General features: G+C 67.6%; 23 protein-coding genes and 1 pseudogene. 18 read left to right on the top strand and 6 right to left on the bottom strand.

Translation table 11 applies throughout. The annotated features are described in order from the left end of the window. The first annotated feature begins 2 nt into the window (after nt 1–2). The 4 genes and pseudogenes from AC4PTO_RS07745 (at nt 3) to AC4PTO_RS07730 (ending at nt 3,566) form a co-directional block, all read left to right on the top strand. Complete coding sequence (locus AC4PTO_RS07745; RefSeq protein WP_492733157.1) at nt 3–782, top strand: DeoR/GlpR family DNA-binding transcription regulator; 780 nt, start codon at nt 3–5, stop codon at nt 780–782. A gap of 64 nt (nt 783–846) precedes the next feature. Further along, on the top strand, nt 847–1,578 hold the full coding sequence (locus AC4PTO_RS07740) for an NAD(P)-binding domain-containing protein (RefSeq protein ID WP_492733156.1): 732 nt from the start codon (nt 847–849) through the stop codon (nt 1,576–1,578). Then, nucleotides 1,523–2,722 (top strand): annotated as a pseudogene (locus AC4PTO_RS07735) (GSCFA domain-containing protein). The gene AC4PTO_RS07740 and the pseudogene AC4PTO_RS07735 overlap by 56 nt, the downstream one beginning before the upstream one ends. Before the next feature lies 1 nt (nt 2,723). Further along, on the top strand, nt 2,724–3,566 hold the full coding sequence (locus tag AC4PTO_RS07730) for a hypothetical protein (RefSeq protein WP_492733155.1): 843 nt from the start codon (nt 2,724–2,726) through the stop codon (nt 3,564–3,566). A gap of 60 nt (nt 3,567–3,626) precedes the next feature. On the opposite strand, the gene katG is transcribed toward AC4PTO_RS07730, so the two are convergent. Then, nucleotides 3,627–5,786, bottom strand: a complete 2,160-nt coding sequence (katG, locus tag AC4PTO_RS07725) for a catalase/peroxidase HPI (RefSeq protein WP_492733570.1) — start codon at nt 5,784–5,786, stop codon at nt 3,627–3,629. 198 nt (nt 5,787–5,984) lie between these two features. On the opposite strand from katG, the gene AC4PTO_RS07720 reads away from it, so the two are divergent. Continuing rightward, the gene (locus AC4PTO_RS07720; protein WP_492733154.1) at nt 5,985–6,890 is read left to right on the top strand and encodes a hydrogen peroxide-inducible genes activator; all 906 of its coding nucleotides are present in this window, start codon (nt 5,985–5,987) and stop codon (nt 6,888–6,890) included. 12 nt (nt 6,891–6,902) lie between these two features. Here AC4PTO_RS07720 and AC4PTO_RS07715 read toward each other — a convergent pair whose 3' ends face one another. From AC4PTO_RS07715 to AC4PTO_RS07700, 4 genes are read right to left on the bottom strand one after another with little or no spacing between them, the layout of a single operon-like run. After that, complete coding sequence (locus tag AC4PTO_RS07715; protein ID WP_492733153.1) at nt 6,903–7,757, bottom strand: hypothetical protein; 855 nt, start codon at nt 7,755–7,757, stop codon at nt 6,903–6,905. Further along, the gene (locus tag AC4PTO_RS07710; RefSeq protein WP_492733152.1) at nt 7,754–9,355 is read right to left on the bottom strand and encodes an acyl-CoA synthetase; all 1,602 of its coding nucleotides are present in this window, start codon (nt 9,353–9,355) and stop codon (nt 7,754–7,756) included. The genes AC4PTO_RS07715 and AC4PTO_RS07710 overlap by 4 nt, the downstream gene beginning before the upstream one ends. After that, on the bottom strand, nt 9,352–10,521 hold the full coding sequence (locus AC4PTO_RS07705; RefSeq protein WP_492733151.1) for an acetyl-CoA acetyltransferase: 1,170 nt from the start codon (nt 10,519–10,521) through the stop codon (nt 9,352–9,354). Before AC4PTO_RS07705 ends, AC4PTO_RS07710 begins: the two co-directional genes overlap by 4 nt. Further along, nucleotides 10,518–11,342 carry an IclR family transcriptional regulator gene (locus tag AC4PTO_RS07700; protein ID WP_492733150.1) on the bottom strand — a complete coding sequence of 275 codons (825 nt, stop codon included), beginning with the start codon at nt 11,340–11,342 and terminating at the stop codon, nt 10,518–10,520. Before AC4PTO_RS07700 ends, AC4PTO_RS07705 begins: the two co-directional genes overlap by 4 nt. A 197-nt stretch (nt 11,343–11,539) precedes the next feature. Between AC4PTO_RS07700 and AC4PTO_RS07695 the strand changes: the two genes are divergently transcribed. The 4 genes from AC4PTO_RS07695 (at nt 11,540) to AC4PTO_RS07680 (ending at nt 15,203) form a co-directional block, all read left to right on the top strand. Further along, nucleotides 11,540–12,544 (top strand): DctP family TRAP transporter solute-binding subunit, encoded by a 1,005-nt coding sequence (locus AC4PTO_RS07695; protein ID WP_492733149.1) that lies wholly within the window; start codon nt 11,540–11,542, stop codon nt 12,542–12,544. Between the two features lie 69 nt (nt 12,545–12,613). Continuing rightward, the gene (locus AC4PTO_RS07690) at nt 12,614–13,099 is read left to right on the top strand and encodes a TRAP transporter small permease (RefSeq protein ID WP_492733148.1); all 486 of its coding nucleotides are present in this window, start codon (nt 12,614–12,616) and stop codon (nt 13,097–13,099) included. Beyond that, complete coding sequence (locus AC4PTO_RS07685; RefSeq protein WP_492733147.1) at nt 13,092–14,414, top strand: TRAP transporter large permease; 1,323 nt, start codon at nt 13,092–13,094, stop codon at nt 14,412–14,414. Before AC4PTO_RS07690 ends, AC4PTO_RS07685 begins: the two co-directional genes overlap by 8 nt. 27 nt (nt 14,415–14,441) lie before the next feature. Continuing rightward, on the top strand, nt 14,442–15,203 hold the full coding sequence (locus AC4PTO_RS07680; protein ID WP_492733146.1) for an SDR family NAD(P)-dependent oxidoreductase: 762 nt from the start codon (nt 14,442–14,444) through the stop codon (nt 15,201–15,203). A 6-nt stretch (nt 15,204–15,209) separates the two neighbouring features. On the opposite strand, the gene AC4PTO_RS07675 is transcribed toward AC4PTO_RS07680, so the two are convergent. Then, a complete protein-coding gene (locus AC4PTO_RS07675; RefSeq protein WP_492733145.1) occupies nt 15,210–16,382 on the bottom strand; it encodes a cytochrome c3 family protein in 1,173 nt (390 codons plus the stop codon). Between the two features lie 115 nt (nt 16,383–16,497). Here AC4PTO_RS07675 and AC4PTO_RS07670 point away from each other — a divergent pair, with 115 nt between their 5' ends. From AC4PTO_RS07670 to AC4PTO_RS07630, 9 genes are read left to right on the top strand one after another with little or no spacing between them, the layout of a single operon-like run. Then, nucleotides 16,498–17,781, top strand: coding sequence for a Na(+)-translocating NADH-quinone reductase subunit A (locus AC4PTO_RS07670; protein WP_492733144.1), 1,284 nt, complete (start codon nt 16,498–16,500; stop codon nt 17,779–17,781). After that, nucleotides 17,778–18,554, top strand: coding sequence for an RnfABCDGE type electron transport complex subunit D (locus tag AC4PTO_RS07665; protein ID WP_492733143.1), 777 nt, complete (start codon nt 17,778–17,780; stop codon nt 18,552–18,554). Before AC4PTO_RS07670 ends, AC4PTO_RS07665 begins: the two co-directional genes overlap by 4 nt. Then, entirely contained in the window at nt 18,547–19,347 is an 801-nt protein-coding gene (nqrC, locus tag AC4PTO_RS07660) for an NADH:ubiquinone reductase (Na(+)-transporting) subunit C (RefSeq protein ID WP_492733142.1), read from the top strand. Before AC4PTO_RS07665 ends, nqrC begins: the two co-directional genes overlap by 8 nt. A gap of 2 nt (nt 19,348–19,349) precedes the next feature. Then, entirely contained in the window at nt 19,350–20,015 is a 666-nt protein-coding gene (locus AC4PTO_RS07655; RefSeq protein ID WP_492733141.1) for an NADH:ubiquinone reductase (Na(+)-transporting) subunit D, read from the top strand. Beyond that, on the top strand, nt 20,012–20,623 hold the full coding sequence (nqrE, locus tag AC4PTO_RS07650; protein ID WP_492733140.1) for an NADH:ubiquinone reductase (Na(+)-transporting) subunit E: 612 nt from the start codon (nt 20,012–20,014) through the stop codon (nt 20,621–20,623). Before AC4PTO_RS07655 ends, nqrE begins: the two co-directional genes overlap by 4 nt. Beyond that, on the top strand, nt 20,620–21,849 hold the full coding sequence (nqrF, locus tag AC4PTO_RS07645) for an NADH:ubiquinone reductase (Na(+)-transporting) subunit F (protein WP_492733139.1): 1,230 nt from the start codon (nt 20,620–20,622) through the stop codon (nt 21,847–21,849). The genes nqrE and nqrF overlap by 4 nt, the downstream gene beginning before the upstream one ends. A 3-nt stretch (nt 21,850–21,852) precedes the next feature. Continuing rightward, nucleotides 21,853–22,836, top strand: coding sequence for an FAD:protein FMN transferase (locus AC4PTO_RS07640; protein ID WP_492733138.1), 984 nt, complete (start codon nt 21,853–21,855; stop codon nt 22,834–22,836). 25 nt (nt 22,837–22,861) lie between these two features. Further along, nucleotides 22,862–23,038, top strand: coding sequence for a (Na+)-NQR maturation NqrM (gene nqrM, locus AC4PTO_RS07635; RefSeq protein ID WP_492733137.1), 177 nt, complete (start codon nt 22,862–22,864; stop codon nt 23,036–23,038). Next, nucleotides 23,035–23,430 carry a CBS domain-containing protein gene (locus tag AC4PTO_RS07630; protein WP_492733136.1) on the top strand — a complete coding sequence of 132 codons (396 nt, stop codon included), beginning with the start codon at nt 23,035–23,037 and terminating at the stop codon, nt 23,428–23,430. Before nqrM ends, AC4PTO_RS07630 begins: the two co-directional genes overlap by 4 nt. The last annotated feature ends 4 nt before the right edge of the window (nt 23,431–23,434 follow it).

The following is a 23,434-nucleotide window of genomic DNA, read 5'->3' as shown; positions in this document are numbered from 1 at the left end:
TGATGACCCAGAAAAAGTCCAAGAAAGTTACGCGGCACGAACGGATCCTTGCGGCACTCGATGCCAATCCGGCACTGCGCGTGACCGAACTTGCCGAGTTGCTTTCGGTCTCGGCCGAAACAGTGCGCCGCGACCTGAGCGAGCTGGACGATGCGGGCCGGATCAACCGCACCTATGGCGGCGCCGTGCGAAGCCAGGTCTTCGAGCCGGCCCTGACCGAGCGGCTCAAGCTCAGGATCGAAGAGCGCCGCCTGATCGCGGCGACGGCCGTGACGGCCGTTCAGGATGTCGAAAGCATGTTCATCGGCGGCGGTGCCACGACGTTGCATTTCGCGCGCGCCCTGCGTTCAAGCACGCGGCCCATGACCGTCATCACCTCGTCCTTCAGCATCGCCACCGAGCTTTCCTCGAACCCGCTGATCCAGGTGATGGCCCTGCCCGGCATCGTCGAGGCGAAGGAGGGCATGGTTCAGGGGCCCGAAACCCTGGCCGCGATCCGCAGATACCGCCCGCCGCTTGCGGTCATCGGCGCCTCGGGACTGGACGCCAGCGGCGTGAGCGAGGCCCTTCTGGCCGCGGCACAGGTCTATTCTGAGATGATCGCCAATGCAGACCGCGCTCTGATCCTTGCAGACAGCTCCAAATATGACCGCCGGGCGCTGCAAGGCATCACCCCGTGGTCGCCCCGCGTACAACTGATCTGCGACATCGCCCCCACGGGGACCATGGCCACCGCGATCGAGGCTGCGGGCGCATCGGTCATCGAGGCAGGTAAACCTTAGCCTTGCCCCCGCAAGACCTGCGCGCAAAACTGCCCGAACTTTCTTGTGAAAAAAGGGCGGCAGCATGGATATCGGCATTCTCGGCACCGGCAGCATCGCTTCGGCACTGGTCGAGGGCATCGCGCCCGACGGCCACCGCATCACCGTCTCGGAGCGCAGCGCCCCTCGCGCGGCGCGGCTGGCCGGCATGTTCGCAAATGTCCGCGTGGCCCCCAACCAGGAGGTGCTCGACACAAGCGAGGTGGTGTTTCTCGGGCTTCTGGCTGCGGCCGCCCCCAAGGTCCTGAAAGGGCTGCGCTTCCGGCCCGATCAGCGCATCATCTCGCTGATGGCGGGCGCGACACTGGCCGAGCTGGCCCCCCTTGTCGCGCCGGCGCGGGCGGTGGCCATCGCCCTGCCCTTTCCCGGCATCGCCCGGGGCGGATCGCCCGTCCTGCTGATGGGCGAGGACGAGCCCGCCCGGACGATCCTGGGCGCCCGGAACCCGATCTTCCGGATGCAGAACGCGCAGGAACTTCAGGCCTATCTTTGTGCGCAGGCGGTCCTGTCCCCGGCGGCCGCGCTGGTGGGCGAAACCGCCGGCTGGCTAGGCGCGCGGGTCGAAAACGCCGCCCAGGCCGAGGCATTCCTGCGCACGCTGATCGGCACCAGCCTGCTTGGGTCGGCTGTCGCGCCACTCTTGCAGGCGCTGGACACGCCCGGCGGCTACAACCAGCGCCTGCGCGCACATATGCAGGGCCATGGCATGGGGGCGGCGCTTGTCTCGGGCCTCGACGCACTGGAACGCGGCGACTAGGCGGCGATCCCCCGGCCCGGCGCCTGCCCGGTTGCACAACCTCCCAGGTGTGATAGTGCTTGGCCATACCTCAAGGACACCGACCATGAGCGACAATCCCTATTCCGATCTGCCCGAACGTGCCTTCTGGCGCCCTTCGATCAGCGCGCGCAACCCGCTTTCGCTTGTCGATCTTTACGAAAAGAAGTTCGAACTGACGCAGAGCGACCGGATCGTCACTGCCGGAAGCTGCTTTGCCCAGCATATCGCCCGCAAGCTCAAGGCCAGCGGCTTCACCTTCTGCGATTACGAGCCCGCCCCGCCGCTGCTGCCCGCGCATCTGCACGGCGCGTTCAATTACGGCGTCTATTCCGCGCGCTATTGCAACATCTACACCGTGCGCCAGTTGCTGCAGACCTTCGACCGGGCCTATGGCCATTTCACGCCGCAGGAACCCGCCTGGAGCAAGGACGGCGGTGTCGTCGACCCGTTCCGCCCGGCGCTTGAGCCCGAGCCCTTCAAGGATGTGGACGAGCTTGAGGTCGCCCGCGAAAGCCACTTGAAGTCCGTCCGCGACGTATTTGAAAAATCTGATCTTTTCGTCTTCACCATGGGCCTAACCGAAGGCTGGGTGTCGCGCGGCGACGGCGCGGTCTTCCCGCTTTGCCCCGGCACCGCAGCCGGCAGCTTCGACCCCGATGCCTATCAGTTCGTGAACTTCACCTACCCCGAGATCCATGCCGACCTCATGGCCTTCATCGAGCGGCTGCGCGGCGTCAATCCGGGCGTGCGGCTTTTGCTGACGGTCTCGCCCGTGCCGCTGGTGGCCACGATGTCGGGCGACCATGTGCTCTCGGCCACGTCCTATTCGAAATCGGTGCTGCGGGCGGTTGCCGGGCAGGTCTCGAAAGAGCTCGATTTCGTCGATTAATTCCCGTCATACGAGATCATTGCCGCAGCGCCGATGCGGGGCATGTTCTTCGAGCCGAACATGCGCGAGGTGAACCCCGCCGGGGTGGATTACGTCATGTCGCATTTCTTCCGCCAGCACGCACCGCAAGCCGGCGCCCCCGCCCCCGCCCCGGCGTCGGAAACGCCATCGGCGGCCGAGCGAAGCGATGTCGAGATCGTCTGCGAAGAGATGATGCTGGATACGGGCAGGTAGCATGCTGGTCATCCTGGGCGATTCCCACACGATCGCGCTTCACAACGGTCTGGCCAAGCTGGATTCGCGCACCAGGCGCGCCGCGCGGGGCAGTTTCGGCGAGGTCGTGGTGCGCGACCTCAGCCACGGCTACAAGTTCTTTGAGCCGTTCTTCGAACTTGACGATCAGGGTGTGCGTTTCACCGATCCGCGCGCCGTGGGCATTCTCTCGAAACTTCCCGGCGGCTTCGCCCCGATCACGGCAAACGATCCGCGGGATTTCCTGTTCTGCTTCGGTTTTCATCCAAGCGCGACGATGGATGTGAAACGCTGGCTGACCCATACGGCCGCGCGCAGCACACCCGGCAAACAATATATCTCGGAGGCGCTGGTCCGGGCGGCGGTGCAGGAGCATACCCGCCCGATGCTGGATTTCTTCCGCCTGATGCAGAAGATGAACGTGCGCTTTTCGGTCGTGATGTGCTGCCCGCTGCCGCGCAGCTTCATCACCGAAGAGCGGCGGCCGCTAATTTCCGAAGATGACATCCTGGCCTATCACCAGCTTTACCGTCAGACCTTCGCAGCCGAACTTGACCGGCTTGGCGTACGCTACTTCACGCCGCCGGAAAGCACCTTCGACGGCCCGTGGCTGAAGGAAGACTATGTGAACCGCAAGGGTATCGGGGATTATCACGCCGATGCGCGCTATGGTGCGCTGATGCTGAAGAAGATCATCGGGGCCCTGACCGAAGGGCGCCGCGTTCCGCCGCCTACACCGCGCGAAATCCTTGGGGGGCTGCGTCGCAAGGCCGGGCGGCTTGTCCGGCGGGTCAGGGGGGCGACGGCCAAGCGCCAGGCGGGTTAGACCCTCCCGCGAAAAGATCGGCCCCCGCCCGCAGGATGCAGGCGGGGGCATTTTCGTCGATCAGGCCAGATCGAAGCGATCGGCGTTCATCACCTTGGTCCAGGCCGCCACGAAATCGCGCACGAACTTCTCGTGGTTGTCGTCCTGGGCATAGACCTCGGCGTAAGAGCGCAGGACCGAGTTCGAGCCGAAGACAAGATCCATCCGTGTCGCCGTCCACTTCACCGCGCCGCTCTTGCGGTCGCAGATCTGGTAGACACCGTTCTCGGCCGGTTTCCAGGTATTTGCCATGTCGGTCAGGTTGACGAAGAAATCGGTCGTCAACGCGCCTACACGGTCGGTCAGAACGCCATGCGCCGAGCCGCCGTGGTTGGTGCCCAGAACCCGCATGCCGCCGACCAGGACGGTCATCTCGTTGGCGGTAAGACCCATCAGTTGCGTGCGGTCCAGCATCAGCTCTTCGGGGCTGACCACATAGTCCTTTTTCAGCCAGTTGCGATAGCCGTCATGGATCGGTTCGAGCGGCTCGAAGCTTTCCGCGTCAGTCATCGCGTCGGTGGCATCGCCCCGGCCCGGAGCGAAGGGCACGGTGATGTCGAAGCCCGCGGCTTTCGCGGCCTGTTCGATCCCCACACCACCGGCCAGCACGATCACGTCAGCCACCGAGGCCCCCGCTTCGGCCGCGATCGGCTCAAGCACCGAAAGCACCTTTTGCAGGCGGGCGGGTTCGTTGCCCTCCCAGTCCTTCTGCGGGGCCAGACGGATACGCGCGCCATTGGCGCCGCCGCGCAGATCCGAGCCGCGGAAGGTCCGCGCGCTGTCCCAGGCGGTGGAGACAAGGTCGGCCACCGAAAGGCCCGCAGCCGCGATCTTCGCCTTTACCGCCGCCACGTCATAGGCGGTGCTGCCCGCGGGCACCGGATCCTGCCAGATCAGGTCCTCGGCCGGAACTTCCGGGCCGACATAGCGCGCCTTCGGCCCCATGTCCCGGTGGGTCAGCTTGAACCAGGCGCGGGCGAAGACATCGTCGAAATAAGCCGGATCGGCCATGAATTTCTGGCAAATCGCGTTATAGACCGGGTCGACCTTCATCGCCATGTCGGCATCGGTCATCATCGGGTTGTGGCGCTTCGACGGATCGGACGCATCAAGCGGCTTGTCCTCGTCCTTGATGCTGACCGGTTCCCACTGCCAGGCGCCCGCGGGGGATTTGCGCAGCTCCCACTCATGCCCGAACAGCATTTCGAAGAACCCCATGTCCCACTTGGTCGGGTGGGTCGTCCAGGCACCCTCAAGACCAGAGGTCACCGCATTCGCGGCCTTGCCGCCCATTTTCGGGTTCGTCCAGCCCATCCCCTGCTCGCACACATCGGCGGCTTCGGGGTCGGCGCCAAGCACGCTTGCGTCACCATTGCCATGGGTCTTGCCGACGGTATGCCCGCCTGCGGTAAGCGCCACGGTTTCTTCATCGTTCATGGCCATGCGCGCGAAGGTCTCACGGACCTGGGCGGCGGTCTTCAGCGGATCCGGCTTGCCGTTCACGCCTTCGGGGTTCACATAGATCAAGCCCATCTGCACGGCGGCCAGCGGGTTTTCCATGGTCGAGGGATCCTCGACATTGCCATAGCGTTCGTCGGACGGGGCCAGCCACTCCTTCTCAGCGCCCCAGTAGGTGTCCTTCTCGGGGTGCCAGATGTCGGCGCGGCCATAACCGAAGCCGAAGGTCTTCAGGCCCATGTTCTCATAGGCGACGGTGCCGGCGAGGATGATCAGGTCTGCCCAGGAGATCTTGTTGCCGTATTTCTTCTTGATCGGCCACAGCAGGCGGCGCGCCTTGTCCAGGCTGACGTTGTCGGGCCAGCTGTTGATCGGCGCGAAACGCTGGTTGCCGGTGCCGCCACCGCCGCGCCCGTCCGCCGTGCGATAGGACCCGGCCGAATGCCAGGCCATGCGGATCATCAACCCGCCGTAATGGCCCCAATCCGCCGGCCACCAGTCCTGACTGTCGGTCATCAGCGCATGGACGTCCTTCTTGATCGCGTCATAGTCGAGCGTCTTGACCTCTTCGCGGTAATCGAAATCCGCGCCCATCGGGTTGGTCTTCGTGTCGTGCTGATGCAGGATGTCGAGGTTGAGCGCGTTGGGCCACCAATCCATATTCGAGGTGCCCATCGCCGTATTCGCGCCGTGCATCACAGGGCATTTGCCCGCCGTTTTCATGTCGTTTCCGTCCAAGAGTGCTCTCCTTGCTAGCTGTGCCACCGTGCAGGGTGGCCTGATCGTCGCGGGATGCCGCCTTGTCCGCATATGTTCATGCGGGCCGGTCCGTTCAACTTGCACCCCGTTTATGAATTGCTTGTATCAGGAATTAGAATTATTAAAATTTGGATTTTATAATCATAGTGATAAGTTTTTATTATGCTAAATCTGACGATGAAGCACCTGCGCTATTTCGAGGCCCTTGCACGCCACGGCCATTTCGGACGCGCCGCCGATGCCTGTGCCATTTCGCAACCCGCGCTGTCGGTGCAGATGAAAGAGCTGGAGGCGCTGCTTGGCGTGGCGCTGATCGAACGCAGCGCGCGCCAGATCCGCCTGACCGCAATGGGCGAAGCCCTTGCCCTGCGCGCACGCGACATCCTGCGCGATGTCGAAGAGATCGAGGATCTGGTCCGCGCCGCGCAGGGGCCTTTGGCCGGGCGGCTTCGGATCGGGGTGATTCCCACCGTCGCCCCCTATCTGCTGCCCCGCCTCATCAAGGATCTGGGCGCGCATTACCCCGATCTTGACGTGCAGCCGCGCGAGGCGATCACCGGAAAGCTGATCAGCGATCTGTCGGATGGGCGGCTGGACGTGGCCATCGTGGCGCTTCCCGTCTCCGAACCTGCGCTGCACGAAGAGCCGCTGTTTCGGGAAGAGTTCATGCTCGTGCGCCCCGGCGAGGATGCCGCCAAGCCCGTTCCCAAGCCCGAAACCCTGCGCGAGATGCGCCTGCTTTTGCTGGAAGAGGGGCATTGCTTCCGCGATCAGGCGCTTTCGTTCTGCCGCGTCAGCTCGGCCCTGCCGCGCGACCTGATGGAGGGCAGCTCGCTCACCACGCTGGTGCAGATGGTGGGCGCGGGAATCGGGGTGACGCTGATCCCCGAAATGGCGGTCGGGATCGAGACCGGATCGGCACCCGTCTCGGTCGTGCGGCTTGGCCAGCCACGCCCGATGCGCACGATCGGCATGGTGTGGCGCAAGACCACGCCGCTGGCCGATCAACTGGCCCGGATCGCCGACCGCGTGCGCCATCTGGGCGAAACCCGCCCTCCGGGGGCCTGAGGGGCCGCGTGCCTACGCGCCGATCATCAGGATCTCGGCGGTGACGCAGACCGCGTTCTCGCCCGGCGCCAGGATGCCGCCCGCATGGCGCCCGTCGAACCCGACCGAAAACGCCTCAAGCCGCGCCTGCCCGGCCCTGACCGCCGCGGCATGCAGCAGGACCTCGGTCGCATAGCTGTCCAGTTCGGGCGCATCGGTGAAGCGGGTGCCGACAAGGCTGCCGATGCCTTCGATCTGCGCGTCCACCAACCCCTGCGCGGCGGCAAGCGCTGCAAGCGCCTCAGCGATGTCCTGATTGGGCCGCAGCGTGCACAGATGCGCCGCCTGCCCGCCCCGGCCCGCATCGCCCATGGCCTGCGGGCGGAACAGCGAAAACTGCGTCTCGGGATCGTCGGCAACCACCAGTGCCGCGCCCGAAATGCCCCAGCCCGCCGCTTCGCAATCCTCACCGATCACGCTGTCGAAGGGCAGAAGGTGCCCCATGGCGGGGGCAACGCCCTGCCCGGCCCAGATCCCGTGGCAATGGGTGAAGGGCGCACCGTCCCGCAGGCCCAAATGCACGCCCGCCGTCACGATGCGCGGCGCGTCGGCGATCCGGCGCGGGGCGCTATACCACGCGGCATGGCCATCGCCGGGCGCGGGCGCCGGGATCACATAGTCCAGCCGCGCCATCGGGATATCGGACAGGCGCAGATAGCCCGCCGCATGGCCCGCCTCGGCCAGCCCACGCGCCACGGCGTCACCAAAGCCCAGCCCCGCGCGCAGGCGCACCGTCACCGGATGCGCGCGGCACGGCACCACCGCCGCACGATCCGGCGCAACCGGGCCCGGATGCCGGATCGCGCGCGCGCCCCTGCCCCCGCTCATGCCGCGCTGCCGGGCAGTTCCCCGCGGGCCTCAAGCTCCTGGCGGATCATCTTCTTGGTGATCTTGCCATAGGCGGATTTGGGCATCTCGTCCCAGAAGACCACGCCGCGCGGCAGCTTGTAACGCGCGATTTTGCCTTCAAGCCAGCCAAGGATTTCGGGCGCATCGGGCGTGGTGCCCGCGCGCGGCACGCAGACCGCAAGGCCGACCTCGCCCCAGACCGGATCGGGCACGCCCAACACCGCCACTTCCGAGATCGCGGGGTGCATCAGCAGCTTTTCCTCGATCTCGCGCGGGTAGATGTTCGACCCGCCCGAGATATACATGTCCGAGGCGCGCCCGGTCAGGTAGACGAAGCCCTGTGCATCCATATGGCCCAGATCGCCGGTCAGGAACCATCCGTTGCGGAAGCTTTTGGCATTGGCCTCGGGGTTGTCGAAATAGCCCGCGAAGACGGCCGGGCCGATCACGGCGATCTCTCCGGTTTCGCCCGGAGGCAGCTCTTCGCCCGCCTCGTTCTGGATCTGCACCTGCATGCCGGTGCGCGCGAAGCCGCAACTGCCGATGCGCATCGCCGCGTCGGCGGCATGGTGATGGGCGGGCGGCAAGACGGTGATGTTGCCCGTCACTTCGCCCAGGCCGAAATACTGCACCAGAACGGGGCCGAGCTTTTCCAGCGCACGCACCTGATCGGCGCGATACATCGGCGCACCCGCATAGATCACATAGCGCAACGCGCCGTGATCGTGGCGGTCGACGGCCTCGTGCTCGACCAGAAGCTTGACGATGGTGGGCACGGTGAAAAGATTGGTCACGCGCCATTTCTCGATCAGGGCCCAGATCTCGGCGGGGTCGAACTTCTCGCCCGCGGGCAGGATCGTCTTCACGCCATGCGCGACCTGCGCAAGCTGGTGCACGCCCGCACCATGCGACAAGGGCGCCACCACGACCGAGGCGTCCTCGGGCCCGGTCGCGGGCATCAGGTCGCACAGGTGGTTGGTGACGACAAAGGCCATCTGGCCATGGGTCAGCACCGCCGCCTTCGGCCGCCCCGTGGTGCCCGAGGTGAAAAAGAACCAGGCCGGATCGTCGCGGTTCACCGCAACGGCGGCAGGCGCTTGCCCCATGTGGCGCGCGACGATTGCCTCGTAATCCTCGGCGAACCCGGCCGCGCCGATGGCGACGGTGAAATCCACCTGCGCCGCGCAGGCCGTTGCATGGCCCGCAAACCCCGCCCCGCAGATCAGCCCGCGCGCCTGCGACGAACCGGCAAGCCAGGCCACCTCTTCGGCGGACTGGCGGAAATTCGCGGGTACCCAGACCGCGCCCGCGCGCCAGCAGGCGAACATCGCCTCGAACATCTGGTTGCAATTGGCCGACTGGACAAGGATGCGATCGCCCTTCCGCACGCCGAAATCGTGGATCAGCGCATGGGCGAAGGCGGCGGAACGCGCCTCCATCTCGGCCCATGACCAGGTGGCATTGCCCCAGACGAAGCCGATCGCGTCGTCCAGGCGGCGCGCGCTTTCGGTCAGGAAATGGGACAGGTTCATCACCCGCGTCGAGGCGGGCTGCATCCCGCCGGACAGGTCGATCATTTCACGCGCTCCATGATCGAGACATAGTTCGTCACCGCCGCGCCGCCCATGTTGAACACCCCCGCCATGGTCGCGCCGGGGATCTGCATCTCGCCCGCGTCCCCCGTCAGCTGCATCGCGGCCATGACATGCATCGACACGCCCGTGGCGCCGATCGGATGCCCCTTCGATTTCAGCCCCCCCGAGGGGTTGACCGGCAGCCGGCCCTCTTTGCGGCTGATGCCCTCGCGGATCACGCGATAGCCCTCGCCCGGCGCGGCAAGGCCCATCGCCTCGTATTCCAGCATCTCGGCCACGGTGAAACAGTCATGGCTTTCGACCAGCGACAGATCCCCAAGGCCGACGCCCGCCGCCTGCAACCCCGCCTGCCAGGCCAGGCGCGCGCCGCGGAATTCCAGCACGTCGCGGCGCGACAGAGCCATGATGTCATTGGCCTGGACGCGCGCACGAAACGCGATGGCGCGCTGCATCCCCGCCGCGGTTTCTGCATCGGCCAGAACCAGCACCGCCGCCCCGTCCGAGACGAGCGAGCAATCCGTCCGGCGCAGCGGCCCCGCCACGCGGGGGTTTTTGTCCGAGACGGTGTTGCAGAACTCGACCCCGAAATCCTTGCGCATATGGGCCAGCGGATTGGCCATGCCGTTGGCGTGGTTCTTGGCGGCGATCATCGCCAGCTCTTCGGAGCGGTCCCCGTAGCGCTGAAAGTAACCCGCCGCGATCTGACCGAAGAGGCCCGCGAAACCGCCGTCGATATCGGCCTCTTCCTTGCGGTAGCTGGCGCCCAGAAGGATGTCGCCGACCTCGGCCGTTGGGGTGGCCGTCATCTTTTCCGCCCCCACGACCAGCGCGATGCGCCCGCGCCCCGATTCGATGAAATCCATCGCGCCATGCAGCGCGGCCGAGCCCGTCGCGCAGGCATTCTCATAGCGCGTGGCCGGGGTGTTTGCGAAACGCTCATCCCCCATCGCCACCAGCGCACCCTGGAAATCCTGCCTGGAAAAGCCGTTGTTGAAGACCCCCACGAAGATGCCGTCCACATCCTCGGGCGTGATGCCGGCATGATCGAGCGCGGGGCCGACGGCGGCCGCCATCAGGCTTTCGGTATCGGGATGTTCCGATTTTCCGAAAGGGGTGTGACCCCAGCCGACGATCTGAGCCTTGGTCATTTCTCTCTCCTCTCCTGATATGCGGGCCGCGCGCCGGAAGGCTGCGCCAGCCGTTTCTCGATTGCCGCGGCGCCGGTGCGCAGCTTGGCCACCAGCTCGTCGCGGCGCGGCTGGCGCATCCGGCTTTCCACCGCCGCCAGCGAAAGCGCCCCGGCAAGGCTGCCGTCCGGGCGGCGCAGCGCCATGCCCAGCCCCCAGGAATCGGCGAAGATCAAACCGGGATTGAGCGCATAGCCATCCGCCCGCGCCTGCGCGACATGGGCGCGGATCGCCTCGGGCGGAAGGTTGGGATATTTCCCGGCCAGCAGCGCCGCATTGGCCTCCAGCACGGCCTCTACCTCGTCGTCGGGCAGCGCCGACAGCATCGCAAGCGCGCCCGCGCCAACGCCAAGCGGATGCTGCGCCCCCGGCATCAGCGCATAGGTCCGCACCGGATAGCCGCCCTCTTCGCGGTGCAGGCAGACCGCCGAGAAGCCCCGCCGCACCGACACGAAGGCCACATCGCCCGTGTCGCGCGCCAGATGCACCAGCACCTCCATCGCCTGTTTCACAAGGCCATGCCGCGCGGCCGCGCGCAGGCCCAGAATGTAGGCCTCTTCCCCAAGGTGATACAGCCGGCTGTCACCGCTTTGCTCGACCAGACCCGCGCGGATCAGCGCAAGCAGCAGCCGCCGCACGGTGGCCTTGTTCAGCCCCGACCGCCCGACCAGATCGGTCAGCGTCGCCCCGCCCGGATGCTGCCCCACCAGCCCCAGAAGCGCGAGCGCGCGATCGACGCTTTGCGCACCGCTAAGCTGGCCGAGGTCTTGCGAAAGTTCCACTATATGAACCTTTGAAATCAAAGATTCCGGCCCCATGACCGGACTTTCAGCACTATAGGCGATTTATTGGGCAGTTTGGCAAGTTTTTCTTGTAACGCTGAAAAAATCGGGTTCATTATGTGGACGCTTGCTGTGCGCCGCCGCAGCCGGAATGACCTTGCCCCCGATCCGGGGGATCTTTTGGGAGGAGAAACACGATGAGTTTTAGCAAAACCGGCCGCGCCGCGGTTGCCTCGATGATTGCCGGTGCCTTCATGGCCGGCGCGGTTTCGGCGGAAACGCTGCGCCTGTCGCACAATACCGGGGACAGCACCACCTGGCACAAGGGCGCCGAGAAATTCGGAGAGCTTCTGGCCGAGAAGACCGGCGGCGATCTGGACGTGCGCGTCTTTCCCAACGCCCAGCTTTCGGGCGGCGACCAGATGCGCCAGGCCGAGATGGTGGGCCGCGGCGCGCTCGATCTCGTCGTGACCTCGGCGATCAACGTCACCCCGCTCGTGCCCGAGATGGCGGCCTTCTCGCTGCCCTATCTCTATTCCAACTACGAGCAGGTCGACGCCACCACCCAGGGCGCACCGGGCCAGATGCTGGCCGACATCCTGCTGGACAAGGGCATCGTCGTTCTGGCCTGGGGCGAAAACGGCTTTCGTGAGCTGACCAACAACGTCCGCCCGGTGAAATCGCCCGAGGACATGAAGGGCCTCAACCTGCGCGTCGCCGGCCCGATGTATATCGACGTGATGAACGCGCTTGGCGCCAACCCCCAGCAGATGCAATGGGGCGAGACGATGACCGCGCTGCAACAGGGCGTGGTGGATGGCCAGGAAAACCCGATCGGCGCGGTGATCATCCCGCAGCAGGTCTACGAGGTGCAGAAATACCTGACCGCCTGGCACTATTCCTATGACCCGGTCTTCCTGGGCATCGCCAAGGCGAAATGGGACGGCTACGACGCCGACACCCAGGCCAAGATCGCCGAGGCCGCACAAGAGGCGATGGCCTATCAGCGCCAGATCACCCGCGAGGGTACGGCGAACGGCATCGACTTCCTGCGCGAAAAGGGCATGGAAATCTACGAACCCTCTGCCGAAGAACTGGATGCCTTCCGCGCCGCCACCAAGCCCGCCTTCGACGAATGGGCCGGCAAGGTCGGCCCCGAGATCGTGGGCGCCTTCCAGGACGCGATCGCGGCCGCCAACTGATCGGCTGCCAGTCCGGGCGGGCCTGACCGGCCCGCCCCCTTTCGCGGGCCGCACGGGAGGCATTCGGCGATGAGTTTTCTTCTGCGCGACGCGGAAAAGATCGTTTGCGCGATCATCTTTCTGGGCATGACCCTGCTGGGCTTCGCCAATGTCTTCGTGCGCTACGCCACGCACATGTCACTGGCCTCGACCGAAGAGCTTCTGACAAACGGCTTTCTGCTGCTGACGGTTTTCGGCGCCGCAATCGCCGCGCAGCGGGGCGAGCATCTGGCCGTGACGCTGGTGCATGATCTGTTGCCGCGGGTGCTGCAAAAGGCGGTCTTCATCGTCTCGGTCCTGCTGTCGGTGGGCCTTCTGGCGATGTCGGCCTGGTTCTCGTGGCAGGCGCTTGCCAATCTCTACGGCAACGGGATGCGGTCCTACGCGCTTGGCATTCCGGCGTGGTATTATCAAGCCGCGGTGCCGTTCGGTTTCGCCCTCATCATCATCCGCTATCTGCAACACGCGCTCGATACGCTGGCCGGGCGCGCCCATGACGAGGTGCCGGATGTTTGATCCCTTCACCGATGCCTCGGCCGGCACGCAGATGATCGTGGTGTTTTTCGTGCTGATGGCCCTGCGGGTGCCAGTGGCGTTTTCGCTTGGCCTTTCGGCACTTTACGCGATGTGGCAGATCGGATTCGGGTTCGAACTGGCGGGCGACCTGATCGCCACGGGCATCTCGAAATACTCGCTGCTGGCGATTCCCTTCTTCATCCTTGCCGGCACGCTGATGGGCTCGCTCGGGATTGCCGAGCGGATGATCCGCTTCTTCCGCGTGCTGGTGGGCGATCTGCCCGGCGGCATGGGGGTCGTGGGCACGGTGGTGTGCCTGTTCTGGGGCGCGGTCAGCGGATCCGGGCCGGCCTCTGTCGCGGCGATCGGGCCGATGATCATCAAGGGCATGGAAGAGGACGGCTACAGCCGGGCCTTCGCCGCGGGGCTGGTCTGCACGGGCGCGGCCCTGTCGATCGTGATTCCGCCCTCGATCGGGCTTGTGATCTATGGCGTGATCGCCGAGGCCTCGATTTCGCGGCTGTTTCTTGCGGCGATCGTGCCGGGGCTGTTCATGGGGCTGGCAATGCTGGCCGTGCTGCCGCTGGCCGGGCGCAAAGGCGCACCCAGCCTTGCCGCGCTCAGCCCCGATCCCTATGCCGGCGCCAGCTACGGGCGCAAGCTGTGGCGCTCGTTCCGCGACAGTTTCTGGGGCCTGATGACCCCGGTCGTGATCCTTGGCGGGATCTATTCGGGCGTCTTCACCCCGACCGAGGCAGCGCTGGTCGCCACCGTCTATGCCCTTGCCGTCGGCGCGCTTGCCTATCGCACGCTGACCCTGCGCGGGCTTTACGACGCGCTTGGCGATGCCGCCGCCTCGTCGGCCGTGGTCATGCTTGTCGTGGCCTATGCGAGCCTTTTCGGCTGGGTCGTCACCGTCGAGGATCTGGTAGGCAGCTACTCCACCGCGCTTCTGGGCCTGAGCGACAACGAATGGGTGATCTTGCTGGTCATCATGCTGATCCTGCTTCTGGCGGGCATGTTCATGGATGCGGTCACGGTGATGTTCATCTCGCTTCCGATCTTCATGCCGGTCGTGCATGAGCTGGAGTGGGATCCGGTCTGGTTCGGCGTCGTCGTGATGGTCAACCTGGCCATCGGGCTGATCACGCCGCCGGTCGGGATCAACCTTTATGTGGCCGCCAATGTCACCCGCCTGTCGATCGAGAAGGTGGCGCGCGGCGCCTTTCCCTTCCTTCTGGCCAGCCTTGTCGGCCTTGCCGTGATCGCGGCGGTGCCGTCGCTTTCGCAGGTTCTGGTGGGCTGGCTGCGCTAGCCCCTCCGCCCTTCACAGGAGATTGGAATGACCGAGAAAACCGCCATCGTCACCGGCGCCGCGCGCGGCATCGGGTTGGCCACCACCCGCCTTTTCCTGGCCGAGGGGCGCCGCGTCGCCATGATCGACCGCGACACCGAGGCATTGATGTCCGCCGCGGCCGAGCTGGGGCCGAACGCTCTGGCGGTGGATTGCGATGTCTCGGACCCCGCGCAGGTCGCGGCCATGGCGGTCGGGGTCGCCGCCGCATTCGGCCGGATCGACGCTCTGGTGAACAATGCCGGCGTGGCCGATTTCCGCCCGATGGGCGAGACCGATTTCGAGATCTGGCGCCGGGTGATGGAGACCAATCTCGACGGTGTCTTCCTGACTTCGCAGGCCGTGATCCCGCATCTGAAGAAGACCCGCGGCGCGATCGTCAACATCGCCTCCATCTCGGGGCTGCGAGCCAGCACGCTGCGGGTGGCCTATGGCACCTCGAAGGCGGCGGTGATCCACCTGACGCGCCAGCAGGCGGCGGAACTGGGCGAATGGGGGGTGCGTGCAAATTGTGTGGCCCCCGGCCCGGTCGACACCAAGCTGGCCCTTGCCGTCCACACGCCCGCGATCCGCGCGGCCTATCACGACGCGATCCCGCTGAACCGCTATGGCAGCGAGACCGAGATCGCCGAGGTCATCGCCTTCCTGTGCTCGGATCGCGCGAGCTATGTGACCGGCCAGACCATCGCCTCGGACGGCGGGTTCGACGCAACCGGCGTCGGCCTTCCCGCGCTTCGGACGGGGGGCTGAGGCCCCCTAGCGCCGGATCCCCATGGCCGCCACGTCCAGCCCGAGGCGCTGCGCAAGATCCTCGGTCGAATCGTAAAGCAGCTCCAGCGCGTAATGCGGGTTATGCGCATAGGCGCCCGGATCGGCCGTGACCAGCTTCCAGTTGAAGGCGGCCCGCAGCAACCGTGGCGTCCAGGCATTATAGGCAACCGGCTTACCCTCGGCCTGATCGGCCTGCCCGTCGCCATTGGCATCGGCGAAGAAATAAGGATGGCGGTGCCCGTCATAGACCATCGCCGTGCCGGCAACCCCGGCGGCATATTCCTTCAGAAGCTGCATCAGGCGGTCGGCATTGCCCAGGATGTCCGACCGGATGCCGACCGACAGGTTGCCGCTGCCATCATAGCTCTGGCGCGACAGGCGGATCTCGCGCGGGGTGGCGTTCTCGTGGCAGGTGCCGCAGGTGGCGCTCGCCACTTCAAGGCTGTGCGGCTCGTGGCACGATGCGCAGGTCGCCAGCGGGCGGGCATGGAAGAAGCGGCCCGAATATTCCTTGCCCGGATAGTGGTAGCCCGCCCCGCCATAGCCGCCCAGCCAGGTGGCCGCGGCCGTGGCATAATGCGGGTTGACGAAGCCCAGCTCGGGATCGGGGGTGTCGTCGCCGCGCGTCCCGATGGCCTTGGCCACGGTGGCCCCCGCCGCGCGGCCCTGATGGCAGGTCAGGCAGGCGGCCTCGGCCGCGCTGACCGGATGGGCGATGCCGCTTGGAAAGCGGATCTCGGTCACGCTGGACAGTTTGGGGCTGTGGCAGGTTTCGCAATCGACCACGCCACCGATCGGCATCGGGTTTTCGGGCAGGCCCGGCGCGCTGCCGTCCAGCCCGTGGAACGCGCGGAACCCTGCCCCCGAATGGCAGACCGAACAGACCGCCGGGATCTCTCCGTCCTCGTTCCAGTGGGCGAAGGCCTCGGCCGCGGCATCCGAATGCCCCGAACGCGACCAGGCCGCGATTGCCGCCGCGTTCTCGACCGCGATCCTCTCGGGGTGGAACGGCCCACTTTGCGGCATCACATAGGGCGGCGGCACGGCGGGCGCATCGCCACTCGTCTCTTGCGCGTCCCCCGTTCGGGCGTTTCCAAGCACCAGGAAGCTCACGCTCAGCGCGGCGATCAGGGAAAATACGGTAGCTGTATTTCGCATTTGGGTTGCTCCTGAGGCTGGAATTACGAATTCTGGCTGATATGCATGATACCCAAGATACCCGTCCGGGCAATCGCAGCATGACTACCGTTCTGGTGGCAAGGCCGGAGGACAGATGCTGGGCACAGAATTCCGCGCAGGCCTGAGCCTGCCGATCAGGACAGCGCCGCGCGCCGCCGGGGCGGGGGCGGTCCTGTTGACCGAAGAGGCCGCGATCAGCGCCGCCCCCGATCAGGATCTGCGCATCGAGATGATCGCGGCCGAAGGCGCGCTTGTGGCGCAGGGGGCGCCCGTGGCCCGGCTGCGCGCCGCGCCCGGCATCGTTCTGGGCGCACCGATGGCGGGCCGTATCGCCTCGGTCGATCTGCGCCCGGGCCGCAAGCTGGGCGAGATCGTGCTGTTCCGCGAGGATGCGGCCGGCCGCCACGCCTTCGACACCGCCGCCGCGCTTGGGGATGCCGGCGCCGGGGCGCTGCGGGCGCTGTTGCAGGGCGCGGGGCTCTGGCCGCTGTTGCGCAGCCGCCCCTTCGGTCACATGCCCCGCCCCGACGAGGTGCCCGCCGCGATCTTCGTGATGGCCGCCGATACCCGCCCCTTCGCGCCGGACCCCGCGCAGGCCCTTACCGGGCGGCACGAGGCGTTTGCGCGCGGGCTTGACGCGCTTGCGCGGTTGACCGGCGGGCCCGTGGTGCTGTGCCAGCCGAAGGGCGCGCCGCTGGCCGAGGCCGGGGCCGCGCGCGGCAGGCTGCGGATCGTCCATGTGGGCGCGCGCCATCCGCAGGGCCTTGCCGGGTTGCAGATGCATCACCACCATCCGGCCCGCATTACCGCCACCGTCTGGGACATCCATGCCGAGGATGTGGCCGGTCTGGGCGCGTTGCTGGAAACCGGCCTTTTGCCCGAAACGCGGCTGGTCAGCTTGGCCGGCCCCGCGCTTGCGGAGACCCGCCTCCTGCGCTGCCAGCCCGGCGCGGATCTGCGCGGGCTGAGCCATGGGGCCGTGCGGCCGGGCAATCATGTGCTGCTGTCGGGCGCACCGCTTGACGGGCGCAAGGCCCATTGGCTTGGCCTGCGCGACCGCCAGGTCTCGGTGCTGGCGCGGGTGCCGGGCGGCGGGGCCCGCGCGCACTGGTTCCGCGCGGCACTTGGCCGGGCCGCCCGCCCGCGCCCGATCATCCCCACCGCGGCGCTGGAACAAGCGCTTGGCGCGGCCTTTCCGGCGGCGGCGCTGGTGCGCGCGCTGTCCGCGGGCGATGACGAAACCGCGATCCGGTTGGGGGCGCTGTCGCTTCTGGAGGAAGACCTCGCCCTTGCCGATTACGTCACCGGCGCCGAGCCCCGCCTTGCGGCCCTGCTGCGCGGGATGCTGGCGCGCATCGAAGCGGAGGAGGCACCATGATCCGCGGCATATGGGACCGCGAGACCGTCGCGCTGATGCTGCTGGCCGCCTTCATGCCCGTGGCCCTCGTCTGGCTGTGGTTCGGCGGGGCCGAGGCATTCCTGCGGCTGGTGCTGGCGCTGATCGTATCGGGGCTGTGGCACCTGATCTTCATGCTGGCACGCGCCCAGCCCCCGTCCTTTGCGGGTGCGGTGACGGCGCTTGCCGTGGCGATCCTTGCCCCCGAAGAGCTTGGCCTGCTGCGCCTGATCCTTGGCATCAGCTTCGGGTCGGTCATGGCCGAGCTGGTCTTTGGCGGCTGGGGGCGCAACGTGCTCAACCCGGCCACGGTCACGCTGGCCTTCCTTGGCTTCGGCTTTCCGGCCGCGCCCTGGCCCGAGCCTGCGATCCCGGTGATCTGGGCCGCGATCCCCGCCGCGCTGATCGGCGTGCTGGCGGGCGTGATGCCGGGGCGCGTGATCCTGGGCGCGGCGCTTGCGCCCGCCGCCGCCCTGGCGCTTGGCGCCGATCCGGCGGAGGCGCTGCCCGCCGCGGCGCTGGTGCTGGTCCTGCTGGTCTGCGACCCGGTGGCAAGTGCCGCCACGCGGCCGGGCCGCTGGCTGAACGGGATCCTCTACGGTGGCCTCGTGGTGCTGTTCGCCCTGCACTGGGAAGGCGCGGCCCCCGTGCAGATCGCGGTGTCGGCGGCGCTTTTCGCCTCGCTCGCCGCGCCGCTTCTGGACGAGTCCACCATCGCAATCTGGCTTTTGCGCCGAAGGAGACGTCATGGCTGACCTCAGCCCCATCGCGGCCTGGCGCCGCCTGCTGGCCATGCCCAACGAAAGCCGCACGAAGACGATCGTGATGGCCTTCCTTGTCTCGGCGGTCTGCGCGGTGCTGGTCAGCGCGGCGACGGTGATCCTGCGCCCGATCCAGACGGCCAACCGCGCGGCCGAGGAACAGGCCCGCATCGAGGCGCTGGTGGCGGGCATCCCCGGCATGTCCGAACTTTTGAACAGCGCGGGCGGCAGCCTCAGCACCGTGGTGATCGACCTGGCCCGCGGCGCGGCGGCCGGCGATGTCACCCCCGACACGCTTGGCGCCGCGCTTGCCGATCCGGGCAACTGGACCGCCCTTGACCCCGCCGCCGACATCGCCGAGCTGGGCCAGCGGCCCGATTACGCGCAGATCTTCCTGTTGCGCGACGAAAGCGACCGGATCTCGCTTGTGCTGCTGCCGGTGGGCGGCGCGGGCTTCAACGGCCGGATCGACGCGATCGTGGCGCTGCGCGGCGACATGAACACCATCGCCGGAATGGCCGTGACCCGCCAGTCCGAGACGCCGGGCCTTGGTGCCCGGATCGAGGAACCCGCCTGGCAGGCGCATTTCGCAGGCAAGCAATTCGCCGATGAAAGCGGCACGGTGCGCTTTGCCGTGGCGCGCGGGCCGGCCTCCAGCAGCCACGAGGTCGACGGCATCACCGGGGCCACGCGCACCGGCAACGCGATCACCCGGATCATGCGCTTCTGGCTGGGCCCCGACGGCTATGGACCGCTGATCGCGGCGATCCGGCGCGGAGAGTTCTGAGCATGACCGCGCCCTCCCCCCTGTGGTCCACCCTGACCGATCCGCTGGTGCGGCAGAACCCGATCATGCTCCAGATCCTCGGGATCTGCTCGGCGCTTGCGGTCACCACCTCGCTTGCCACCGCGCTGACGATGGCGGCCTCGCTGACGGCGGTGCTGGTGCTTTCGGCGGGGATCATCAGCCTGATCCGGCGCCATATTCCCGATTCGATCCGGCTGATCGTGCAGATCGTCATCGTGGCCTCGCTGGTGATCGTGATCGACCAGTTGCTTCAGGCCTACCTGTTCGAGATCAGCCGGAAACTGTCGGTCTTTGTCAGCCTGATCACCACGAACTGCCTTGTCCTGGGGCGCACGGAATCCTATGCGCGGCTGAACCCGCCCCTGCCCTCGATGCTGGACGCGCTTGGCAACGGGCTGGGCTATTCGCTGGTGCTGGCGGTTCTGGGCGGGCTGCGGGAACTGTTCGGCGCGGGCAAGCTTCTGGGCTGGCAGGTGCTGCCGCTGGCCGATCAGGGCGGCTGGTTCACGCCGCTGAACCTGATGCTGCTGGCGCCAAGCGCGTTCTTCCTTCTGGGCGGGCTGGTCTGGGCGCTGCGCACGATCCGCCCCGAACAGGCCGAACCGGCCGAGTTCACCCCGCCCGCCCTCGGGGAGGGCGCCGAATGAACGATCTGGCCGGCCTTTTCCTGCGCGCCACCTTCGTCGAGAACATGCCGCTGACGCTGTTTCTGGGGCTGTGCACCTTTCTGGCGCTGTCGCGGCGCACCGAAACCGCGATCGGCCTTGGCGTGGCGATGATCGGGGTGATGGGGGTGACGGTGCCGCTCAACCAGATCGTGCATTCCGCGCTTCTGGCGCCGGGGGCCTGGGCCTGGGCGGGGCTGCCGGACCTTGACCTGTCCTACCTGTCGCTGGTGGCCTTCATCGGGGTGATCGCCGCCACGGTGCAACTGCTCGAGATGCTGCTGGAGCGGTTCTTCCCCGCGATCCACGCCGCCTTCGGGGTGTTCCTGCCGCTTCTGACGGTGCAATGCGCCATCCTGGCGGGCAGCCTCTTCATGGTCGAGCGCAGCTATACGCTGACCCAGTCGGCCGTCTTCGGGCTTGGCAGCGGCACGGGCTTTGCGCTTGCCGTGATCATGCTGGCCGCGGTGCGCCGCAGGCTGGCCTATGCCGACCTGCCCGCGGGGCTGCGCGGGCTTGGCATCACCTTCGTGCTGACCGGGATGATGTCGCTTGGCTTTTCCGCCTTCGCCCAGATGGTGGCGCCATGACCGAGATCGTGCTGGCCAGCCTTGTCGTGATCGCGCTCATGCTCGGGCTGACGCTGGGGCTTCTGGCCGCGCGCCGCCGCCTGATCCCGCAGGGCGCGCTTCAGGTGACGGTGAACGAGGCCACGCAGATCGAGGCCGCGCGCGGCGACCGCCTTCTGGGCGTGCTGCATGGCGCGGGCATCGGCATTCCGGCGGCCTGCGGCGGCTCGGGCACCTGCGGGCTGTGCCGCGTAACCGTCACCGGCGCGGGCGCGGGAGAGCCGCAGGCGACCGAGCGCGGCATCCTTTCGGCCGCCGAGCGGCGCGCGCATATGCGCCTGGCCTGCCAGACCGTGCTGCGCGGCCCCTGCAACGTGACCGTGCCGCAGGATATGCTGGGCGCGGGCGGCGGGTTTGCCTGCCGCGTCGTCTCGAACCGGATGATGGCGCCCCTGATCCGCGAGCTGGTTTTGCAACTGCCCGAGGGGCAGGATCTGCACTTTCGCGCGGGCGGCTTCATGCAGCTGACCGCGCCGGCCTATACGCTCGATTTCGCGCAGATCGCGCTTGACCCCGCCTTTGCCGAGGCCTGGCGCATCGCGGGCTGGCCGGGGCTGCGCGGCGCCTCGGAGGGGCCGGTGACGCGGGCCTATTCCATCGCCTGCCGCCCCGAGGATGCCGCCGCGGGCCGGCTGGTGTTCAACATCCGCCTAGCCGTTCCCCCCGCCGGGCAGGAGGACGCGATCCCGCCGGGCATCGTCTCGTCCTGGCTTTTCGCGCGCCAGCCGGGCGACGAAATCCCGGTTTCGGGCCCGTTCGGAGAGTTCCACGTCCAGCCCACTACGCGCGAGATGGTGTTCATCGGCGGCGGCGTGGGCATGGCCCCGCTGCGCGCGATGATCCACGAACAGATCGGCCGGAAGACCGGCCGCAAGATGCGCTATTTCTACGGCGCGCGCACGGCCGCCGACCTGTTCTATACCGAGGAATTCGACGCCATCGCCAAGGCGCATCCGAATTTCACCTGGACGCCCGCGCTCTCTGATCCCGCACCGGGGGACCGCTGGACCGGCGCCACCGGCTTCATCCATGACACCGTGCGCCGCGTGCTTGCCGGGCATCCCGCGCCGGAAGATTGCGAATACTACCTGTGCGGCCCGCCGGTGATGATCTCGGCGGTGCTGGCCACGCTGGAGCGCCTCGGGGTCGAGCCGCAATCCATCTTCAACGACGATTTCGGAGTGTAAGCCATGCCGCACCCGCCCATCCGCACCAGCCGCCGCGCCTTTCTTGGCATGACCGGGGCGGCCCTTGCCGCGCCGGGGCTGCTTCGCGCCGGCACGCCCGCGCTCGAGATGATCGCCGGCCCGGCCTTCGCCACCACATGGCGGCTGGCGCTGCCCACGGGGGCCGGGGCCGAACGGCTGCGCGCGCCCATTGCCGCGCGTCTCGCGGGGATCGACGCCCAGATGTCGCCCTGGCGCGCGGACAGCGCGGTCAGCCGCTTCAATCGCGCGGGCGCGGGCGAACACCCCCTGCCCGCGGAAACCGCAATGGTCGCCCGCAGCGCGCTTGGCATCGCCGCGGCAAGCGGCGGGCGGTTCGATCCCACCGTCGGCCCGCTGGTCGCCCGCTGGGGCTTTGGCCCGATCACCGGCGAGGGCGCGCCCGACTGGCACGGGCTCGGCTTTGGCGCGGGGCATGGCACGAAGGCGCGCGCGGGCCTGACGCTCGATCTGTGCGGCATCGCCAAGGGGCGCGCGCTTGACGCGATCGCCGCACTCGTGCGGAGCGCGGGCCACGACGATTTCCTGATCGACCTGGGCGGAGAGCTTGCCGGCCACGGCACCCACCCTTCGGGCGGCCCCTGGCAGGTGGCCGTCGAAGACCCGCGCCCCGATGCAAACGGCACCGCGGCGGTGCTGCGCCTTGCGGGCATGGCGGTGGCCACCTCGGGCGGGCGGGCGCAAAGCTTCGGCGCAGGCGCGCGCAGCTACAGCCATATCATCGACCCGCGCACGGCCGAGCCCGTCGCGGGCGATCTTGCCTCGGTCTCGGTCATGGCGCCATCGGCGATGCTGGCCGATGGCTGGGCCACGGCGCTTGCCGCCGCCGGGGCCACCGACGGCCCGGCCCTTGCCCGGCGACACAGCCTTTCGGCGCTGTTCCTGATCCGCGAGGGCGCGGGCCTGCGCCACGAGAGCACGGGCGACATCGCCCGCCATCTGCTATGATGCCCCCGACGGGAAAGGAGCGCGCATGGAGGTGATCTTCGCCATCGGCATTTTCGTGCTGGCCGCCGGCGGGCTGGCGCTTCGGCTGGCCTTCGGCAAGGAGCCGGTGCAGACCTCGTGCGGGGGGATGTCCTGCATCGGCAAGGGCGCCTGCGACACCTGCCCCAACCGCGCCGACAGCGAAAGGGCCGGCCGGACATGAGCACCGCAGCCCGCATCCGCACCCTGATGCAGACCGGCGGCCCGGTGCTGACCCCCGATATGCCGATCCGCCGCGCCGTCGCCCTGCTGGTCGAGCATGGCGCCGCCGCCGCCCCGGTCACCGATGCCAGCGGCGCGCTGACCGGCATCCTGACGCAGAAGGACTGTTTCCGCCCTGCCCTGCATGCCAGCTATTATCAGGAATGGACCGGCACGGTCGCCGATCACATGACGAAAGGGGTTGTCACCCTTGCCGCCTCGGACGATCTGATCACCGCGGCCGAGGCCTTCCAGACCCATCCCCACCGCGTCTTCCCGGTTCTTGAAGGGGGGCAGTTCGCGGGCATGCTGCGCCGCGCGGACGTGCTGGCGGCGCTTTTGCGCATGGGCTGAACGC

The organism is Rhodobacter maritimus, assembly GCF_058747975.1.
The sequence above is the reverse complement of the archived record's forward strand: the minus strand, read 5'-3'. Positions and strand labels throughout refer to the sequence as shown.

Coding starts and splice junctions, on each gene's coding strand:
- nqrF (WP_492733139.1), top strand. CDS start 20,620: ATGACCGAGATCGTGCTGGCCAGCCTTGTCGTGATCGCGCTCATGCTC.
- AC4PTO_RS07630 (WP_492733136.1), top strand. CDS start 23,035: ATGAGCACCGCAGCCCGCATCCGCACCCTGATGCAGACCGGCGGCCCG.
- AC4PTO_RS07730 (WP_492733155.1), top strand. CDS start 2,724: ATGCTGGTCATCCTGGGCGATTCCCACACGATCGCGCTTCACAACGGT.
- nqrM (WP_492733137.1), top strand. CDS start 22,862: ATGGAGGTGATCTTCGCCATCGGCATTTTCGTGCTGGCCGCCGGCGGG.
- AC4PTO_RS07690 (WP_492733148.1), top strand. CDS start 12,614: ATGAGTTTTCTTCTGCGCGACGCGGAAAAGATCGTTTGCGCGATCATC.
- AC4PTO_RS07685 (WP_492733147.1), top strand. CDS start 13,092: ATGTTTGATCCCTTCACCGATGCCTCGGCCGGCACGCAGATGATCGTG.
- nqrE (WP_492733140.1), top strand. CDS start 20,012: ATGAACGATCTGGCCGGCCTTTTCCTGCGCGCCACCTTCGTCGAGAAC.
- AC4PTO_RS07695 (WP_492733149.1), top strand. CDS start 11,540: ATGAGTTTTAGCAAAACCGGCCGCGCCGCGGTTGCCTCGATGATTGCC.
- AC4PTO_RS07640 (WP_492733138.1), top strand. CDS start 21,853: ATGCCGCACCCGCCCATCCGCACCAGCCGCCGCGCCTTTCTTGGCATG.
- AC4PTO_RS07665 (WP_492733143.1), top strand. CDS start 17,778: ATGATCCGCGGCATATGGGACCGCGAGACCGTCGCGCTGATGCTGCTG.
- AC4PTO_RS07680 (WP_492733146.1), top strand. CDS start 14,442: ATGACCGAGAAAACCGCCATCGTCACCGGCGCCGCGCGCGGCATCGGG.
- AC4PTO_RS07745 (WP_492733157.1), top strand. CDS start 3: ATGACCCAGAAAAAGTCCAAGAAAGTTACGCGGCACGAACGGATCCTT.
- nqrC (WP_492733142.1), top strand. CDS start 18,547: ATGGCTGACCTCAGCCCCATCGCGGCCTGGCGCCGCCTGCTGGCCATG.
- AC4PTO_RS07655 (WP_492733141.1), top strand. CDS start 19,350: ATGACCGCGCCCTCCCCCCTGTGGTCCACCCTGACCGATCCGCTGGTG.
- AC4PTO_RS07720 (WP_492733154.1), top strand. CDS start 5,985: ATGCTAAATCTGACGATGAAGCACCTGCGCTATTTCGAGGCCCTTGCA.
- katG (WP_492733570.1), bottom strand. CDS start 5,786: ATGAAAACGGCGGGCAAATGCCCTGTGATGCACGGCGCGAATACGGCG.
- AC4PTO_RS07710 (WP_492733152.1), bottom strand. CDS start 9,355: ATGATCGACCTGTCCGGCGGGATGCAGCCCGCCTCGACGCGGGTGATG.
- AC4PTO_RS07675 (WP_492733145.1), bottom strand. CDS start 16,382: ATGCGAAATACAGCTACCGTATTTTCCCTGATCGCCGCGCTGAGCGTG.
- AC4PTO_RS07740 (WP_492733156.1), top strand. CDS start 847: ATGGATATCGGCATTCTCGGCACCGGCAGCATCGCTTCGGCACTGGTC.
- AC4PTO_RS07705 (WP_492733151.1), bottom strand. CDS start 10,521: ATGACCAAGGCTCAGATCGTCGGCTGGGGTCACACCCCTTTCGGAAAA.
- AC4PTO_RS07670 (WP_492733144.1), top strand. CDS start 16,498: ATGCTGGGCACAGAATTCCGCGCAGGCCTGAGCCTGCCGATCAGGACA.
- AC4PTO_RS07715 (WP_492733153.1), bottom strand. CDS start 7,757: ATGAGCGGGGGCAGGGGCGCGCGCGCGATCCGGCATCCGGGCCCGGTT.